Origin of the sequence: Streptomyces sp. ADMS, assembly GCF_033441795.1 — a bacterium.
Classification (GTDB): domain Bacteria; phylum Actinomycetota; class Actinomycetes; order Streptomycetales; family Streptomycetaceae; genus Streptomyces.
The window spans coordinates 42,604-58,363 of sequence record NZ_JAVFVX010000037.1; the positions used below are offsets into that span (position 1 = coordinate 42,604).

General features: G+C 70.7%; 15 protein-coding genes. 13 read left to right on the plus strand and 2 right to left on the minus strand.

Annotated elements, in window-relative coordinates; all coding sequences use genetic code 11:
• Positions 1–4: 4 nt before the first annotated feature.
• Positions 5–775 carry a DeoR/GlpR family DNA-binding transcription regulator gene (locus RB628_RS18120; RefSeq protein ID WP_318321499.1) on the minus strand — a complete coding sequence of 257 codons (771 nt, stop codon included), beginning with the start codon at positions 773–775 and terminating at the stop codon, positions 5–7.
• 255 nt (positions 776–1,030) lie between these two features.
• Positions 1,031–1,840, minus strand: a complete 810-nt coding sequence (locus RB628_RS18125; protein WP_318321500.1) for an NAD(P)-dependent oxidoreductase — start codon at positions 1,838–1,840, stop codon at positions 1,031–1,033.
• Positions 1,841–2,117: 277 nt separating this feature from the next.
• Between RB628_RS18125 and RB628_RS18130 the strand changes: the two genes are divergently transcribed.
• From RB628_RS18130 to RB628_RS18190, 13 genes are all read left to right on the plus strand, one after another.
• Positions 2,118–3,107, plus strand: a complete 990-nt coding sequence (locus tag RB628_RS18130) for a 5-dehydro-4-deoxyglucarate dehydratase (RefSeq protein ID WP_318321501.1) — start codon at positions 2,118–2,120, stop codon at positions 3,105–3,107.
• Positions 3,104–4,267, plus strand: coding sequence for a hypothetical protein (locus tag RB628_RS18135; RefSeq protein WP_318321502.1), 1,164 nt, complete (start codon positions 3,104–3,106; stop codon positions 4,265–4,267). The genes RB628_RS18130 and RB628_RS18135 overlap by 4 nt, the downstream gene beginning before the upstream one ends.
• A 105-nt stretch (positions 4,268–4,372) precedes the next feature.
• Entirely contained in the window at positions 4,373–4,648 is a 276-nt protein-coding gene (locus tag RB628_RS42655) for a hypothetical protein (protein WP_412180680.1), read from the plus strand.
• 80 nt (positions 4,649–4,728) lie between these two features.
• A complete protein-coding gene (locus tag RB628_RS18145) occupies positions 4,729–5,475 on the plus strand; it encodes an MBL fold metallo-hydrolase (RefSeq protein ID WP_318321503.1) in 747 nt (248 codons plus the stop codon).
• A 190-nt stretch (positions 5,476–5,665) separates the two neighbouring features.
• Positions 5,666–6,334, plus strand: coding sequence for a GntR family transcriptional regulator (locus RB628_RS18150; protein WP_318321504.1), 669 nt, complete (start codon positions 5,666–5,668; stop codon positions 6,332–6,334).
• Positions 6,331–7,242, plus strand: coding sequence for a dihydrodipicolinate synthase family protein (locus RB628_RS18155; RefSeq protein WP_318321505.1), 912 nt, complete (start codon positions 6,331–6,333; stop codon positions 7,240–7,242). Before RB628_RS18150 ends, RB628_RS18155 begins: the two co-directional genes overlap by 4 nt.
• Positions 7,239–8,978 (plus strand): L-arabinonate dehydratase, encoded by a 1,740-nt coding sequence (gene araD / locus RB628_RS18160; protein WP_318321506.1) that lies wholly within the window; start codon positions 7,239–7,241, stop codon positions 8,976–8,978. The genes RB628_RS18155 and araD overlap by 4 nt, the downstream gene beginning before the upstream one ends.
• Before the next feature lie 90 nt (positions 8,979–9,068).
• Entirely contained in the window at positions 9,069–10,004 is a 936-nt protein-coding gene (locus tag RB628_RS18165) for a sugar ABC transporter permease (protein ID WP_318321507.1), read from the plus strand.
• A complete protein-coding gene (locus RB628_RS18170) occupies positions 10,001–10,900 on the plus strand; it encodes a carbohydrate ABC transporter permease (protein WP_412180681.1) in 900 nt (299 codons plus the stop codon). Before RB628_RS18165 ends, RB628_RS18170 begins: the two co-directional genes overlap by 4 nt.
• The gene (locus RB628_RS18175; RefSeq protein WP_318321508.1) at positions 10,897–12,195 is read left to right on the plus strand and encodes a pectate lyase; all 1,299 of its coding nucleotides are present in this window, start codon (positions 10,897–10,899) and stop codon (positions 12,193–12,195) included. Before RB628_RS18170 ends, RB628_RS18175 begins: the two co-directional genes overlap by 4 nt.
• A complete protein-coding gene (locus tag RB628_RS18180) occupies positions 12,192–13,379 on the plus strand; it encodes a Gfo/Idh/MocA family oxidoreductase (RefSeq protein ID WP_318321509.1) in 1,188 nt (395 codons plus the stop codon). Before RB628_RS18175 ends, RB628_RS18180 begins: the two co-directional genes overlap by 4 nt.
• Positions 13,379–14,230, plus strand: a complete 852-nt coding sequence (locus tag RB628_RS18185; protein WP_318321510.1) for a PmoA family protein — start codon at positions 13,379–13,381, stop codon at positions 14,228–14,230. The genes RB628_RS18180 and RB628_RS18185 overlap by 1 nt, the downstream gene beginning before the upstream one ends.
• Complete coding sequence (locus RB628_RS18190) at positions 14,227–15,759, plus strand: glycoside hydrolase 43 family protein (protein WP_318321511.1); 1,533 nt, start codon at positions 14,227–14,229, stop codon at positions 15,757–15,759. Before RB628_RS18185 ends, RB628_RS18190 begins: the two co-directional genes overlap by 4 nt.
• The last annotated feature ends 1 nt before the right edge of the window (position 15,760 follow it).

A 15,760-nucleotide genomic window follows, 5' to 3' on the forward strand; every position in this document is an offset into this window, starting at 1 on the left:
CGGCTCAGACTCGGATGACCTGCGGGCCTTGGAGGGAATAGCGGTGTGCCTCCGCCGTGGGCAGCAGTGTGCTCGTGACGATCGTGTCCAGGTCGCCGATGCCGGCGAACCGGCAGAAACTGACCGCCCCGAACTTGGTGTGCACGCCCGCGAACACCGTGCGCCGCGAGGCCCGGATCGCCTGCGCCTTGACCTCGCTGACCGCGGGGTCGGGGGTGGTCAGGCCGTGCTCGCGGGAGATGCCGTTGGCGCCGATGTAGGCCAGGTCGATGACGAAGCCGGCCAGCATCTTCGTCGTCCAGTGGTCGACCGTCGCGAGGGTGCCGGGGCGGACCCTGCCGCCGAGCAGCAGGACCGAGGTGTTCTCGGCCTCGGCGAGTGCGCCCGCGACGGGCAGGGACGCGGTGACCACCGTCAGTGGCCGGTCCCCGGGCAGTGCCTCGGCGATGAGCTGCGGGGTGAACCCCTCGTCGACGAAGACCGTTTCGGCGTCCCCGAGCAGTTCGGCCGCCGCTGCGGCGATCCGGCGCTTCTCGGGCACATGGCTGGTGGCGCGGAAGGCGAGGGTCGTCTCGAAACCGGCGCTCTCCACGGGGTAGGCGCCACCGTGCGTACGGCGGACCAGGCCGTGGTCCTCCAGGGCGCGCAGATCGCGCCGTACGGTCTCCTTGGCCACGCCCAGGTCGGCGGCGAGCGTGGTCACGTCGACCGAGCCGGTGGCACGGGCGGTGCGCACGATCTCCCGCTGGCGTTCTTCAGCCGTCCTGCTGTGCATGGCCGACACCTGCCTCCGCCGCTCGCCTGCCCGTTCGGGCCCATGGGGGAAGTTCTACAGCCGGTGTGCGGTACGGACCAGGTCTGTCGCAGGCCCCATGCTGCCCGTGTGTGCCCGTTCGCGGCGCGGAGTGTCCGCCTCGGACCTGCGTCGCTGTGGATCGGCGCGAGGGACCGGGCGCGGGCGGCGCCCGAGTGAGACGGCGGGCGGGCCCGTTCGGTGCCCGCCCTCCCTCTCGATGCTCTCGCGCGGGTGTCAGTGCGGCCAGATCGGCGGGTCGCTCACGAAGTGGCCGCCCAGGTGGGCGTGGCCCGTGTTCTGCGGGTCGAGGTCGCCATGTTCGGCGATCAGCTTCTCGGCGTACGGCTCGGAGTCGTCCCGCGGTGCGTAGCCGAGCGCCCGCGCGGTGCTCAGGTCCCACCACAGGCGCGTGTTGGCGGACGAGCCGTAGACGACGGTGTGGCCGACGTCCTCGGCGGTCAGGGCCGCGTGGAAGAGGCGGGCGCCGTCGGCGGGGCTCATCCACAGGGACAGCATGCGCACACTGGTCGGCTCGGGGAAGCAGGAGCCGATGCGGACGGAGACGGTCTCCAGGGCGTGTTTGTCCCAGTAGAGCTGGGCCAGGTCCTCGCCGAAGGACTTGGAGAGGCCGTAGAAGGTGTCCGGGCGGTGCGGGGTGTCGACCGGGATCAGGGGATCGGCGCCCTGGGGGCGGGGTGTGAAGCCCACCGCGTGGTTCGAGGAGGCGAAGACGACACGCCCGACGCCCTCCTCGCGCGCGGCCTCGTACAGGTTGTACGTGCCCTCGATGTTCGCCTTGAGGATTTTCTCGAAGGAGGATTCCAGCGAGATGCCCGCGAGGTGGATGATCGCGTCGACGCCCCGTACGGCCTCGCGCAGCGCCGCCCTGTCGGTGAGGTCCGCGGTGATCGCGTCCGGTTCGCCCTCGATGGGGAGCAGGTCGAACAGGCGCAGGTCGTAGCCGTATGACGGGAGCAGGTCCCGCATCAGGGTGCCGAGTCCGCCGGCGGCGCCGGTGAGCAGAACGGTGCGGGGAGCGGGCATCCTCGGGTCTCCTTGGGGCTCCTGGAGGGGTCTCCTGGATGTGACAGCCCTATGTGATGGCCCTATGCGTGCACGGCATTCACATCCGTGGACACGCTATGGAGGGGTGGCCGGTGTCGTCAAGTGTGGCGCAGAGCTGTGGATTCCGCCCCCGATCGGGTCCTGGTCGGGTGTCGGTCGGCTTGACCCGTCCCGCAGTGGGCCCTTAGCGTGCATGTGTTCAGAAATGTAGACGTGGATCAGAAGCGTGCACGAATGCATGCCCCAGGGAGAGCCCGTGACGCCAGCCCCCCTCGCCACCCGACTCACCGTCCCGAGCGGTCCGCTGTTCTTCCCCGTCACCGCGTACGGCCCCGACGGCTCGCTCGACCTCGACGTCTACCGCGCGCATGTGCGCCGGGGCGTGGAGGCGGGGGCCGCGGCCGTCTTCGCGTGCTGCGGCACCGGGGAGTTCCACGCGCTGACGCCCGAGGAGTTCCAGGACTGCGTACGGGCGGCGGTGGAGGAGACGGCCGGGCGCGTGCCCGTGGTCGCGGGCGCCGGATACGGCACCGCGCTGGCCGTGCGCTACGCGCGTCTCGCGGAGGAGGCGGGGGCCGACGGACTGCTCGCCATGCCGCCGTATCTGGTCGTGGCCGGGCAGGAGGGACTGCTGCGCCACTACCGGGAACTGGCCGCGGCCACCACCCTGCCGGTCATCGTCTACCAGCGTGACAACGCCGTGTTCACGCCCGGGACCGTCGTCGGTCTTGCGCGTGCCGAGGGGATCATCGGGCTCAAGGACGGACTCGGCGACCTGGACCTGATGCAGCGGATCGTGAGCGCCGTACGCACGGAAGTGCCCGGCGACTTCCTGTACTTCAACGGGTTGCCGACCGCGGAACTGACCGGACTCGCCTACAAGGGCATCGGCGTCACCCTCTACTCGTCGGCCGTCTTCTGCTTCGCGCCCGAGATCGCGCTCGCCTTCCACAAGGCGCTCAACACCGGCGACGACGAGACCGTGAACCGGCTGGTGGACGGCTTCTACCGGCCGTTCGTCGAACTGCGGGCGCAGGGACGCGGTTACGCCGTCGCGCTCGTCAAGGCCGGTGTGCGACAGACCGGACTAGACGTCGGGGAGGTCCGGCCACCGCTGCACGAGCCGAGCGAGGATCATGTGAAGCAGCTCGCGCGGCTCGTGGAGCGCGGTCACGCGCTGCTCGGGGCCGAGGCTGCTGTCGATTCCGAGACCGATGGTGATTCCGAGTTCGAGGAGAACGTGTGAAGGCGTCCGCATTCGTCTACCCCTGGGACGTCAACGGCGACCCCGACGCCGCCCGGCGGATCGCCGCACTCGGCGTGGAACAGGTGACCCTCGCCTCCGCGTACCACTCCACGCGCGCGTTGACCCCCCGCCACCCGCGCCACCGCATCGTCACCGCCGGGCACGCGGCCGTGCTGTACCCCACGGACGAGCGCTGGGCGGGCCGCGGACTGCGGCCGTACACGGCGGGGGCGTGGGCCCCCGGGGACGCGTACGGCGAGGCCGCCGCCGCCCTCACCGAGGCGGGCCTGGACGTGCACACCTGGGTCGTCCTCGCGCACAACTCCCGCCTGGGAGCCGACCATCCGGACACCTCCGTGGTCAACGCCTACGGCGACCACTACCCGTGGGCCCCCTGTATCGCGCAGCCCGCCACGCGCGCGTACCTCGTCGATCTCGCCGCCGAGGCGGCCGTACGGCCCGGAGCGCGCGGTACGGAACTGGAGTCCCTCGGCTGGTACGGACTCACGCATCTGCACGCCCACGACAAGACCGGCGCCATCGCGCTCGGCGACGCCGGCCAGTATCTGATGGCACTCTGCTTCTGCCCGTCCTGCCGGGCGGGGTACGGCGGCCAGGGCCTCGATCCCGACGAGCTGGCGGCGGCCGTACGCGCCGCGCTGGAACCGCTTTGGCGCGGCGAGCAGGATCACGGGGGGTGGGTGGGGGTCGAGAAGGCCCTCGGCGACGAGAAGGCGGCCCTCACGCGCGCGTGGCGCGAGGAAACGGCACGCACGCTCCAGGAGGCGGCCGTCACGGCGGTCCGGGACGCGGCTCCGGACGGATTCCAGGTGATGCTGCACGCCGACCCCGTCTCGTACCACGTCGGCGCCAACCCGGGCGTGGACCCCGCGCACATCCTGTCCGTCGCGGACGGTGTGGTGGTGCCGTGCACGGGCGGAGCGGGCCTGCTGACACCGTTCGCGGAGGTGGACCGGCCGGGCGCTGTCCTGGCCGCCAACTTCGTGGTGGTCTCCGGGATGGGTGGCAGGCCCGGCACCCTCGCGGCGGACGCGGAGCGCGCGGCCGGGCTCGGGGCCACCGAACTGCGGCTCTATCATGCCGGGTTGGCGTCGGACGGCGACCTGGATGCGGTACGGGACGCGCTCGCCCGGCGCTGAAACAGGGGGACCGCGGTCAGCAGCAGAGCGAGGGCGCAGGCCACCAGAAGCACCTGATGGTGGACGAGTTGGACCAGAGCCGCGCCCACCGCCAGACCGATCGCCGTGGGCGCGAACATCAGGGTGTTGGCGGTCGCGGCGGTACGGCTCAGCAGTTCCTCCGGGGGTCTCCCGCTGTACCGCGGTGAGGCCCGCGATCAGGACGCACGGCAGGCCCAGCCCGACGGCCGTGCTGGAGCCGAGGACCGCGAGGGCGGCCGGGACCACCCACAGGGCCGTGGCGGCGCCGGTCAGGGCGGTCCCGTACGCGGCGAACCCGTACTCCCCGAAGCGGCGCAGAAGTGGACCCGGGGCCACGCCGGCGGAGGGACCGCCGCCTGATCGGGAGCGTACGACGGCCCCTGCCTGCGCGGCCTTCCATTCCCCGTACGTCCGCCCGCACCGCCCCGTACGCTCCCCGCATGCCCCTGAGCCTCACCGTCCTCGGCACCGCCTCTCCGCATCCGGCGCCGGGACGCCCCTGCTCCGGCTATCTGGTGCGCGGCGGGGGCGCCGAGGTGTGGGTGGACGCCGGGCCCGGCACCTTCGCGGAGTTGCAGAGGCACACCGATCCCGCACGGCTCACCGCGATCTGGATCTCCCATCTCCACGCCGACCACTTCGCCGATCTGCTCGCCGCCGTCTACGGGTTCGCGTACGGCGGGCTCACCCCGCCCGCGCCGATTCCCGTCTACGCGCCGCGCGGGTGCGCGCGCCGGCTCGCGGGGTTCTTCGGGCAGCCCAACCTCGGCTTCCTGAGCGGAATCCTCGACTTCAGGCCGCTGCACGACGGCCACACCGTCCGGCACTGGAACCTGCGCCTCACGACCATCGCCGTCTCCCATGGCATGGAGGCGTACGGGCTGCGCGCCGAGTCGCAGGGGAAGGTCTTCGCGTACTCCGGGGACACCGGACCCTGTGACGCGCTCGCCGGACTCGCCAGGGGCGCCGACCTGTTCCTGTGCGAGGCCGACATCGACCGGAATGGCGAAGGCGAACAGGTGCATCTGACGCCGGAGGACGCCGGGGCGTACGCCAGGGGGGCCGGCTCGCTGCTCATCACCCACGTCGGGCCCGCACTCACCGTCGACGCGGCCACCGACCGCGCCGCCGCTGTCTTCGGCGGGCCCACAGACAGCGCGTACGAAGGCACCACGAAGATCATCTGACCCACGGGGTGACCCCTGCCCCTCGTGCGTCATCTCCACTTCTTTTGTCAGAAGCGTTGACGAAACACGGAGCGTCTCCCTACCTTCAAGCCGTCGTACTTCGTACGTCATATATGAGACGCGATATGTGAGATCCGATACGCGAGACATGGTCCGGTGGATCAGGTCCGTCAAGATCCGAGAGGCACGCATGACCTCTGTGCCCACGCCGATCCCGTCCCGCACGCAGTTCGTGCTGGAGGGGATCAAACACCGCATCCTCACCGGGCAGTTGACGCCGGGTCAGGCTCTGGTCGAGACCGAGCTCGCCGCACAGTTCGGGGTGTCGAAGACCCCGGTGCGCGAGGCGCTCAAGACGCTGGCCGGCACCGGGCTCGTCGTGATGAACCAGTACAAGGGCGTCACGGTGCGCATGGTGGACGCGGACATGGCGCGAGAGGTCTACGACGTACGGCTGCTGCTGGAGCCGGAGGCGCTCAAGCGCTCCGTGCGCCGAGGAGCTTCGCTCGACGCCGCTCGGGAGGCGCTGACCAGCGCCGACGAGGCCACCGACACCGCCGAACGCTCCCTGGCCAACCGGGAGTTCCACCGCTCCCTCTACGTCCGGTGCGGCAATCCGCTGCTCGGCCGGATGCTCGACGAGGTGCGCGACCAGGCCGCCCTGGTCTCCGCCGTCGCCTGGGCCGCCAACCCCTCCTGGGAGCGGGAGGCGGACGAGCACCGGGAGATCCTGCGGCTCGCCCTCGGTGGTGACGCCGACGGTGCGGCGCGCGCCCTGCATGCCCATATCGAGTCGTTCGTGCACCGGGCTTTCCCCGCAGGGGAGTCCGAGCTCCAGGGAGAGGACGGTCAGGAATGAGCGGCGTGGCGTTCGAGACCCAACGGACGGCCCTGGCCGACGTGGTGGCGATCCCGGTGACCCCGTTCGCCGGGGACGGCACCGTCGACCAGCCCGCCCACCGGGCCCTGCTGCGCCGGCTGCTCGACGGAGGCATCAGCACCCTCACGCCGAACGGCAACACGGGCGAGTTCTACGCACTCACCCCCGAAGAGCGGCGCCTTGTCACCGAGTTGACCGTCGACGAGGTCGGCGAGCGGGCCGTGATCCTCGTCGGCGTCGGACACGACGTACCGACCGCCGTCGACGCAGCCCGGCACGCCCGGGACATCGGGGCGGCGATGGTGATGGTCCATCAGCCCATTCACCCGTACGTCTCGGAGGGCGGCTGGGTCGACTACCACCGGGCCATCGCCGAGGCCGTTCCGGAGTTGGGCGTCGTTCCGTACATCCGCAACTCCTCGCTGAGCGGCCTGCGCCTCGCCGAACTCGCCGACGTCTGCCCGAACGTCATCGGCGTGAAGTACGCGGTTCCCGACGCCGCCCGGTTCGCCGCCTTCGCACGGGACGCCGGACTCGAACGCTTCGTCTGGGTGGCCGGGCTCGCCGAGCCCTACGCGCCCTCCTACTTCTCGGCCGGTGCCACCGGCTTCACCTCGGGGCTGGTGAACGTCGCCCCGGCCGTCTCGATGAACATGATCGAAGCGCTTCGATCGGGCGACTACCCGGCCGCCATGAAGGTCTGGGAGCAGATCCGCCGCTTCGAGGAGCTGCGCGCCGCAGGCGCCTCCGCGAACAACGTGACCGTCGTCAAGGAGGCACTCGCCTCCCTCGGTCTGTGCCGCCGCGACGTCCGCCCGCCGAGCCGCGCGCTGCCCGAGGACGAACGCGCCGAGGTCGCCGCGATAGCCGCCGGGTGGTCCATATGAAGCCCGCCCAGGCACGAAAGGCGCCGGAGGAGCTCAGAAGCCATCAGTGGTACGGCGCCGAGGGACTGCGTTCCTTCAGCCACCGGGCCCGCACCCGCCAGCTCGGCTACCTCCCCGAGGAGCACCTCGGCAAGCCCGTCATCGCGATCCTCAACACCTGGTCGGACATCAACCCCTGTCATGTGCACCTCCGCGACCGGGCGCAGGCGGTGAAGCGGGGAGTGTGGCAGGCGGGCGGATTCCCTCTGGAGTTCCCGGTGTCGACCCTGAGCGAGACCTTCCAGAAGCCGACCCCGATGCTCTACCGCAACCTCCTCGCCATGGAGACGGAGGAGCTGCTGCGCTCGTACCCGGTCGACGGGGCCGTCCTGATGGGCGGCTGCGACAAGTCCACGCCCGCCCTGCTCATGGGCGCCGCGTCCGTCGATCTGCCCGCCGTCTTCGTGCCCGCCGGGCCCATGTTGCCGGGGCACTGGCGCAACGAGGTCCTCGGCTCCGGCACCGACATGTGGAAGTACTGGGACGACAAGCGCGCCGGGCTCATCGGCGACTGCGAGATGACGGAACTGGAGAGCGGGCTCGCCCGTTCGCCCGGGCACTGCATGACCATGGGTACGGCGTCCACGCTCACCGCCGCCGCCGAGGCGCTCGGCGTGACCGTGCCGGGGGCTTCCAGCATCCCCGCCGTCGACTCAGGGCACGACCGGATGGCCGCCGCGTCCGGCCTGAGGATCGTCGAACTGGTCTACCAGGACCGGAAGTTGAGCGACATCCTCACCGCCGACGCCTTCACCGACGCGGTCACGACCGTCCTCGGTCTCGGCGGCTCCACCAACGCCGTGATCCATCTGATCGCCATGGCGGGCCGGGCCGGCGTCCGGCTCACCCTGGACGACTTCGACCGCATCGCGCGGACCGTGCCCGTACTCGCCAACGTGCGGCCCGGTGGACAGACGTACCTCATGGAGGACTTCCACTTCGCCGGCGGCCTGCCCGGATTCCTCTCCCGGATCACCGACCTGCTGCATCTGGACCGGCCGACGGTCTCCCACGACAGCATGCGCGAGCAGCTCGACGGCGCCCAGGTGCACAACGACGACGTCATCCGCCCGCGCGACAAGCCGGTCGCGAGCGAGGGCGGGGTCGCCGTCCTGCGCGGCAACCTCTGTCCGGACGGCGCGGTCATCAAGCACATATCCGCCGAGCCGCGCCTGCTCCGGCACACCGGCCGCGCGGTCGTCTTCGACGACTACCGGACGATGCAACGCACCATCAACGACCCGGAGCTGGACATCACCGCCGACACGGTCCTGGTGCTGCGCGGCTCCGGACCCAAAGGCGGCCCGGGCATGCCCGAGTACGGGATGCTGCCCATCCCCGACCACCTGCTCAAGCAGGGCGTACGGGACATGGTGCGGATCTCCGACGCCCGGATGAGCGGGACCAGTTACGGCGCGTGCGTGCTGCACGTGGCACCCGAGTCGCATGTCGGCGGGCCGCTCGCACTCGTCCGCACCGGCGACTCCATCACCCTCGATGTCGAGGGACGGTCACTGCAACTCAACGTGGACGACGATGAGTTGGCGCGCAGGCGGGCGGAGTGGACGCCGCCGGCCGAACGGTACGAGCGCGGGTACGGCGCGCTCTACAACGAGCAGATCACGCAGGCCGACACCGGCTGCGACTTCGAGTTCCTCGCCAGGCCGGGCAAGGTGAGCGACCCGTACGCGGGCTGAACCACCCTTCGTTCCACGGCACGTTCAGAGCACTTGGCCGACTTGCCGAACCACGCACGCGAAGCGCTTCACCTAGAACGGAGAACAGTCATGGCCCAAGCCGCAGCCGTGGCGAAACCGCCAGCGCCACCCCGGCGGCGACGTGCCTCAGCGACGCCGCGCAGGCTCCCTTACCTGCTGATCGCACCGGCCGCCCTGCTCATGGTGGGCTTCATCGCCTACCCGGTCATCAGCGTCTTCTACTACAGCCTGCAGCACTTCAACCCCACCAAGCCATGGCGCAACGGCTACGCGGGTTTCGACAACTTCGTGCACGCCTTCACCGACGACCCCCAGTTCTGGGACACGCTGGTCTTCAGCGGGAAATGGGTCGTCGTCGAGGTCGGCCTGCAGCTGATGTTCGGTCTGGCACTCGCGCTCATCGTCAACCAGACCTTCGTGGGGCGCTCGATCGGCCGCGCGCTGGTCTTCTCGCCCTGGGCCGTCTCGGGCGTACTCACCTCCGCTATCTGGGTACTGCTCTACAACTCCCAGACCGGCATCACCCGTTACCTCGCCGACATGGGCATCGGGACGTACGGAACGAGCTGGCTGTCGGACACCTCCACGGTGTTCCCGGCGGCGATCGTCGCGGACCTGTGGCGGGGCGTGCCCTTCTTCGCGATCCTCATCCTCGCCGACCTCCAGTCCGTCTCCAAGGACCTCTACGAGGCCGCCGAGGTCGACGGGGCCAGCCGGATCAAGCAGTTCTGGCACATCACGCTGCCGCACCTCAAGGACGCCATCGTCCTGTCCACGCTGCTGCGCGCGGTCTGGGAGTTCAACAACGTCGACCTCCTCTACACCCTCACGGGCGGCGGACCGGCCGGCGAGACCACGACACTCCCGCTCTACATCGCCAACACCAGCGTCGACGCACACAACTTCGGCTACGCCTCGGCCCTGACGACGGTCGCGTTCGTGATCCTGCTCTTCTTCTCGATCGTCTACCTGCGGCTGAGCAAGTTCGGAGGGGAGAGCAAGTGATCACCAAGGAAGCCACCGCGATCGTGCCCACGCCCGTGGACGACATCCCCGAGCCGCCGCGCCCGCACAAGAAGCAGCGACGCGCCTGGGACGAGGCCCCGCGCTGGCAGATCTACCTCCCCCTGGGGATCTACCTCGTCTTCACCCTCATCCCCTTCTACTGGATCCTGCTCTTCGCGCTGCGCCCGGCCGGTTCGACCTCCCTGGTCCCCTGGCCGATGACCCTCGACCACTTCGAGAAGGTGTGGACCGAGCGAAGCTTCGGCACGTACTTCGAGAACAGCATCCTCGTCGGCCTCGCCACGCTGGTGACGACGACGCTTGTCGCCCTGGCCGGCGGTTACGCTCTCGCCCGCTTCGACTTCAAGGTCAAGCGCGCGTTCATGCTGGCCCTGCTCTGCTCCCAGTTCGTGCCGGGTGCCCTGCTGCTGGTGCCGCTGTTCCAGATCTTCGCCGAGCTTCAGATGATCAACTCGCTGGGCGCGGTCATCATCGCCGAGACGGTCTTCCAGCTCCCGCTTTCGATGATCCTCATCAGCGGTTTCATCAAGAACGTGCCGTACTCCCTGGAGGAGGCCGCCTGGGTCGACGGCTGCAACCGCTTCACCGGGTTCCGTATCGTCGTACTGCCGTTGCTGCGGCCCGGGCTGATCGCCGTCGGCTCCTTCGCCTTCGTGCACTCCTGGAACCACTTCCTGTTCGCCCTGATGTTCCTCAGCGACCAGGGCAAGCAGACCATCCCGGTCGGCCTCAACACTCTGATGAGCGCGGACAGCGTCGACCTGGGCGCCCTCGCGGCGGGCGGCATCATCGCCGCCGTACCCGTGGTGATCGTCTTCGCCTTCATCCAGAAGTGGCTGATCACCGGCTTCAGCGCGGGGGCGGTGAAGGGATGAGGCGGCTCCTTCAAGTGATCGCCGCAGTAGGCCTGTTGGGTGCGGTGCTCAGTACGCCGGCCGGCGCTGAGGCCCGTGACATCAGCCGCGACACCCTGCCCGCAGGCGACGGCTGGGCCTCCGCCGACGGCGGGACCACCGGCGGCGCGGCGGCGGACGACGCGCACGTGTTCACCGTACGCAACCGCGGTGAACTCGTCCGCGCCCTCGACGGCGGCAGCGCCACCCCGAAGATCATCCGGGTCGTGGGGACGATCGACGCCAACACCGCTGACGGTGGCGGGCGCCTGAGCTGCGGCGACTACGCGAAGGGGACCGGCTACAGCGTCCAGCGGTACCTCGCCGCGTACGACCCCCGCACCTGGGGTTCCGCCAGGCCGAGCGGCGTCCTGGAGGAGGCCCGGCAGGACGCCGCGGCCCGGCAGGCCGAGCGGGTCGTGCTGTCCGTCGGGTCCAACACGACCATCGTCGGGCTCGGTTCGGGCGCCGTCCTCAAAGGCGCCGGCCTCCAGGTCAAGAACGCGGACAACGTGATCGTCCGCAACCTCGAACTCCGCGACGCCTACGACTGCTTCCCCGTCTGGCAGCCCAACTCCGGTGGCCTGGGCGACTGGAAGACCGCCTACGACTCCATCTGGCTCAACGGCGCCACCCATGTGTGGGTCGACCACGTCACCGCCTCCGACAAGGGCCACGCGGACGCCGACGAGCCCACCTACTTCGCCCGCAACTACCTGCGCCACGACGGCCTGCTGGACATCACCAACGGCTCCGACCTGGTCACCGTCTCCTGGAGCCGGTTCGCCGACCACGACAAGGCGATGCTCATAGGCAGCGGCGACACGGCCACCGGCGACCGCGGGAAGCTCCGCGTCACCCTGCACCACAACGAGTTCCGCTCGGTGACACAGCGCGCCCCGCGCGTCCGCTTCGGACAGGTGCACGTCTACAACAACCGCTACCTGATCGACCACGGCGACGACTACCGCTACTCCCTCGGCGTCTCCACCGAGTCCGCCGTGTACGCGGAGAGCAACGCCTTCACCACCCCGGGGCACGTCGAGGCCGCCGACCTGGTCAAGAGCTGGAACGGCACCGCCCTGCACCAGACCGGCACCCTCTTCAACGGCTTTCCCGTCGATCTTCTGACCATCTACAACGCCTACAACTCGGGCAGCGAGCGCGACCTCACGGCCGACGTCGGCTGGACGCCTACCCTGCACACAAAGATCGACAGCGCCGAAACGGCCGACCGAGAGGTGGCACGCGGCGCGGGCGCAGGGAGGCTCCCATGAACACGACACCGCTGACCACCTCGACGAGCACTTCGCCGGCCACGCCGCTTCCGGTGGTTCTCGCGGGAGCGCGCGGGCACGGCCACTGGCATCTCGCGAACATCCGCCGGCTCCAGGACAAGGGGCTCGTACGGCTGGCGGGCGTCTGCGAGCTGACCCCGATGACCGACGAGGAGCTGGACGGCCTCGGCGCGCCCGAGCAGTCCGCCGACTTCGGCGCCCTCCTCGACTCCACCGGTGCCGCCATCGCCGTGATCTGCACGCCCATCCCCACCCACACCGACCTCGCGCTCGTCGCCGCCGCCAAGGGCGTGCACCTGCTGCTGGAGAAGCCGCCTGCGCCGTCGTACGCGGAGTTCCGGCGGATGGCCGACGGGATCGCGGCGGCCGGGGTCGCCTGCCAGATCGGGTTCCAGTCGCTGGGCTCGCACGCCGTGCCCGCGATCCGTGAACTGATCGCCGAGGGTGCCATCGGCACCGTGACCGGCGTCGGCGGGGCCGGCGCATGGGCGCGCGACGAGGCGTACTACCGGCGCGCGCCCTGGGCCGGCAAGCGCAGGCTGAACGGAGTGGACGTCATCGACGGCGCCCTCACCAACCCGCTCGCGCACGCCGTCGCCACCGGACTCGTCCTCGGCGGCAGCACCCGCGCCGAGGACGTCACCGGCATCGAGACCGAGCTGCTGCGCGCCAACGACATCGAGTCAGACGACACCTCGTGCGTACGCGTCAGCACGGCGAACGGCGTCCCGGTCACCGTCGCCGCCACCCTGTGCGCCGAACACCCGGACGACCCGTATGTCCTCGTGCACGGCACCAGCGGCCGGATCACCTTCTGGTACAAGCAGGACCGCGTGCTCCTCCAGCGTTCGGGACACGGCCCGGAGGAGTACGAGTACGACCGCACCGACCTGCTGGAGAACCTCGTGGCCCACCTCACCGAGGGTGCCGAGCTGCTGGTCGTGCCCGACAAGACGGGCGCGTTCATGCGGGTCGTCGAGGCGATCCGGCAGGCCCCCGACCCGGCCGAACTCCCGTCGGACGCCTGGGAGTTCGCGCCCGGTGAGGGCCGCCGCCGAGTGGTCCCCGGCATCGACGGCCTCGTCGCGGACGCCGCAGGCACCCTCTCCCTCTACTCCGAGCTGGGCGCCTCCTGGGCGCTCCCGAAAGAGGTGAGCACCTGATGACCCAGATGCCCAACGAGTCGCTGGTCCTGCGGGTCGCGGGCCGCCCGGTCGGCCGCTACACCGGCCGGCCGGAGCTGCCGCCGCGGCACGCGCCGCGCCCGTATCTGCACCCCGTCACCACCCTGGCCGGCACCGCCGTCACCGAGCTCAGCCCCGCCGACCACACCCACCACCTCGGCGTCGGTGTCGCCGTTCCCGACGTCGAGGGGCACAACTTCTGGGGCGGGCGCACCTATGTACGGGGCCAGGGGCCGACGGAGCTGGACAACCACGGCGCACAGCGGCACACCGCCTACCAGCTCCGCGACCCCGACGGCTTCGTCGAGGAGCTGCGCTGGATGGTCGGCGGCGGAGAGCTGCTGCGTGAGCGCCGAACGGTCGCCGCCACCGAACTCACCGGCTCCGCCTGGGCGCTGGACTTCACCTTCTCCGTCACCAACACCACCACCGCCCCCCTCTCCATCGGCAGCCCGGCCACCAACGGCCGCCCCGGTGCGGCCTACGGCGGCTTCTTCTGGCGGGCTCGGAAGGAAGCCACGACTCCCGACGTCTTCACGGCGGCCACCGAGGGCGAGTCGGAAGTCCACGGCACCCGCGCCGACTGGCTCGCGCTGGCCGGCACCACCTGGACGCTCGTCTTCGCCGGGGCCACCGAACAGACGCGCCGCGACCCGTGGTTCGTCCGGGCGGAGGAGTACCCGGGGGTCGGCTCGTCGCTCGCCTTCGACGAACGGCTGCCGATCGGCGCGGGCGAGACCGTCGTACGCCGGATCGTCACCGTCGTCGCCGACGGGCGCCTCGACCGGGGCGAGGCCGCTGCTCTCGTACGGAAGGCGGTGAGCCCGTGATCACCGGTGCCGATCTCGGCGACGGGACCTACCGCAACCCGGTCCTGAACGCAGACTGGTCCGACCCGGACGTCGTCCGTGTCGGCGACGACTTCTACCTCACCGCGTCCAGCTTCGGCCGGGCGCCGGGGCTGCCCCTCCTGCACAGCCGGGACCTCGTCAACTGGACCATCGTCGGCCATGCCCTCGAACGCCTGCGGCCGGCGAACGAGTTCAGGGTCCCGCGTCACGACTGCGGGGTCTGGGCGCCCTCGCTCCGGTATCACGACGACCGCTTCTGGATCTTCTGGGGCGACCCCGACCACGGCGTCTTCCAGGTCAACTCCCCGCAGATACGCGGCCCCTGGACCAGCCCGCACCTGGTCAAGGGGGGCAGGGGACTCATCGACGCGTGCCCGCTGTGGGACGAGGAGACCGGCGAGGCGTATCTCGTGCACGCCTGGGCCAAGTCCCGGTCGGGCGTGAAGAACAGGCTCACCGGCCACCGGATGCACCCCGAGGGCACGGGAGTTCTGGACGAGGGCAAGGTGATCGTCGACGGCGACCGCATCCCCGGCTGGTTCACCGTCGAGGGGCCGAAGCTGTACCGGCACGACGGCTGGTTCTGGATCCTGGCGCCCGCCGGGGGAGTGGAGACCGGCTGGCAGGGCGCCTTGCGTTCCCGCGACTTCTTCGGGCCGTACGAGGAGCGGATCGTCCTGGAACAGGGGGACACCGACGTCAACGGCCCTCATCAGGGCGGCTGGGTGCGCACGGCGGCCGGCGAGCACTGGTTCCTCCACTTCCAGCAGCGCGGCCCGTACGGCCGGGTCGTGCACCTTCAGCCGATGAGCTGGGGTACGGACGGCTGGCCCCTCATGGGTGACGGCGGCGCCCCCGTCGCCGTCCACCGCAAGCCCGATCTGCCCGTGCAGCCGACCGCGGTGCCCGCCACCGACGACGACTTTCCCGGCGGACGGTACGGCCGGCAGTGGCAGTGGACGGCCAACCCGCAGGACGGCTGGGCCCCGCAGCACACGGGGGACGGGCTGCGGCTGAGCTGCGTACGCAGTGCCGACGCCCATGATCTGCGCAAACTGCCGAGCATCCTCACGCAGCGGCTGCCCGGCGTCGAGTGCGCGGTCGAGGTGGAGCTGCGGCTCGACAGCGAGGAGCCGGGGGCGCGGGCCGGGCTCGCCGTGCTGGGCGACTCCTTCGGCTGGATCGGCCTGGACCGGGCGTCCGACGGGACGGTACGGCTCGTCCACCGGTTCGCGGAGTCCGTCGCCGAGCGGGAACGGGACGCCGGTCGTCCGCGGGTGGCTCCGGAGGGGCGGGTCCGGCTGCGGATCGCGATCGGGGCGGGGGCGCGCTGCGGGTTCTCGTACGACCTCGGTGCCGGGGACGGCTGGGAGTCGTCCGGGCCGGTGTTCGCGGCCACCCCATGGCGCTGGGTCGGCGCCCTGCTCGGGCTCTTCGCGCTCGCGCCCGTCGGCGGGGGACACGCCGGCTCGGCCACGTTCACGCAGTTCAGAGTGGTTTCTTCTTAAC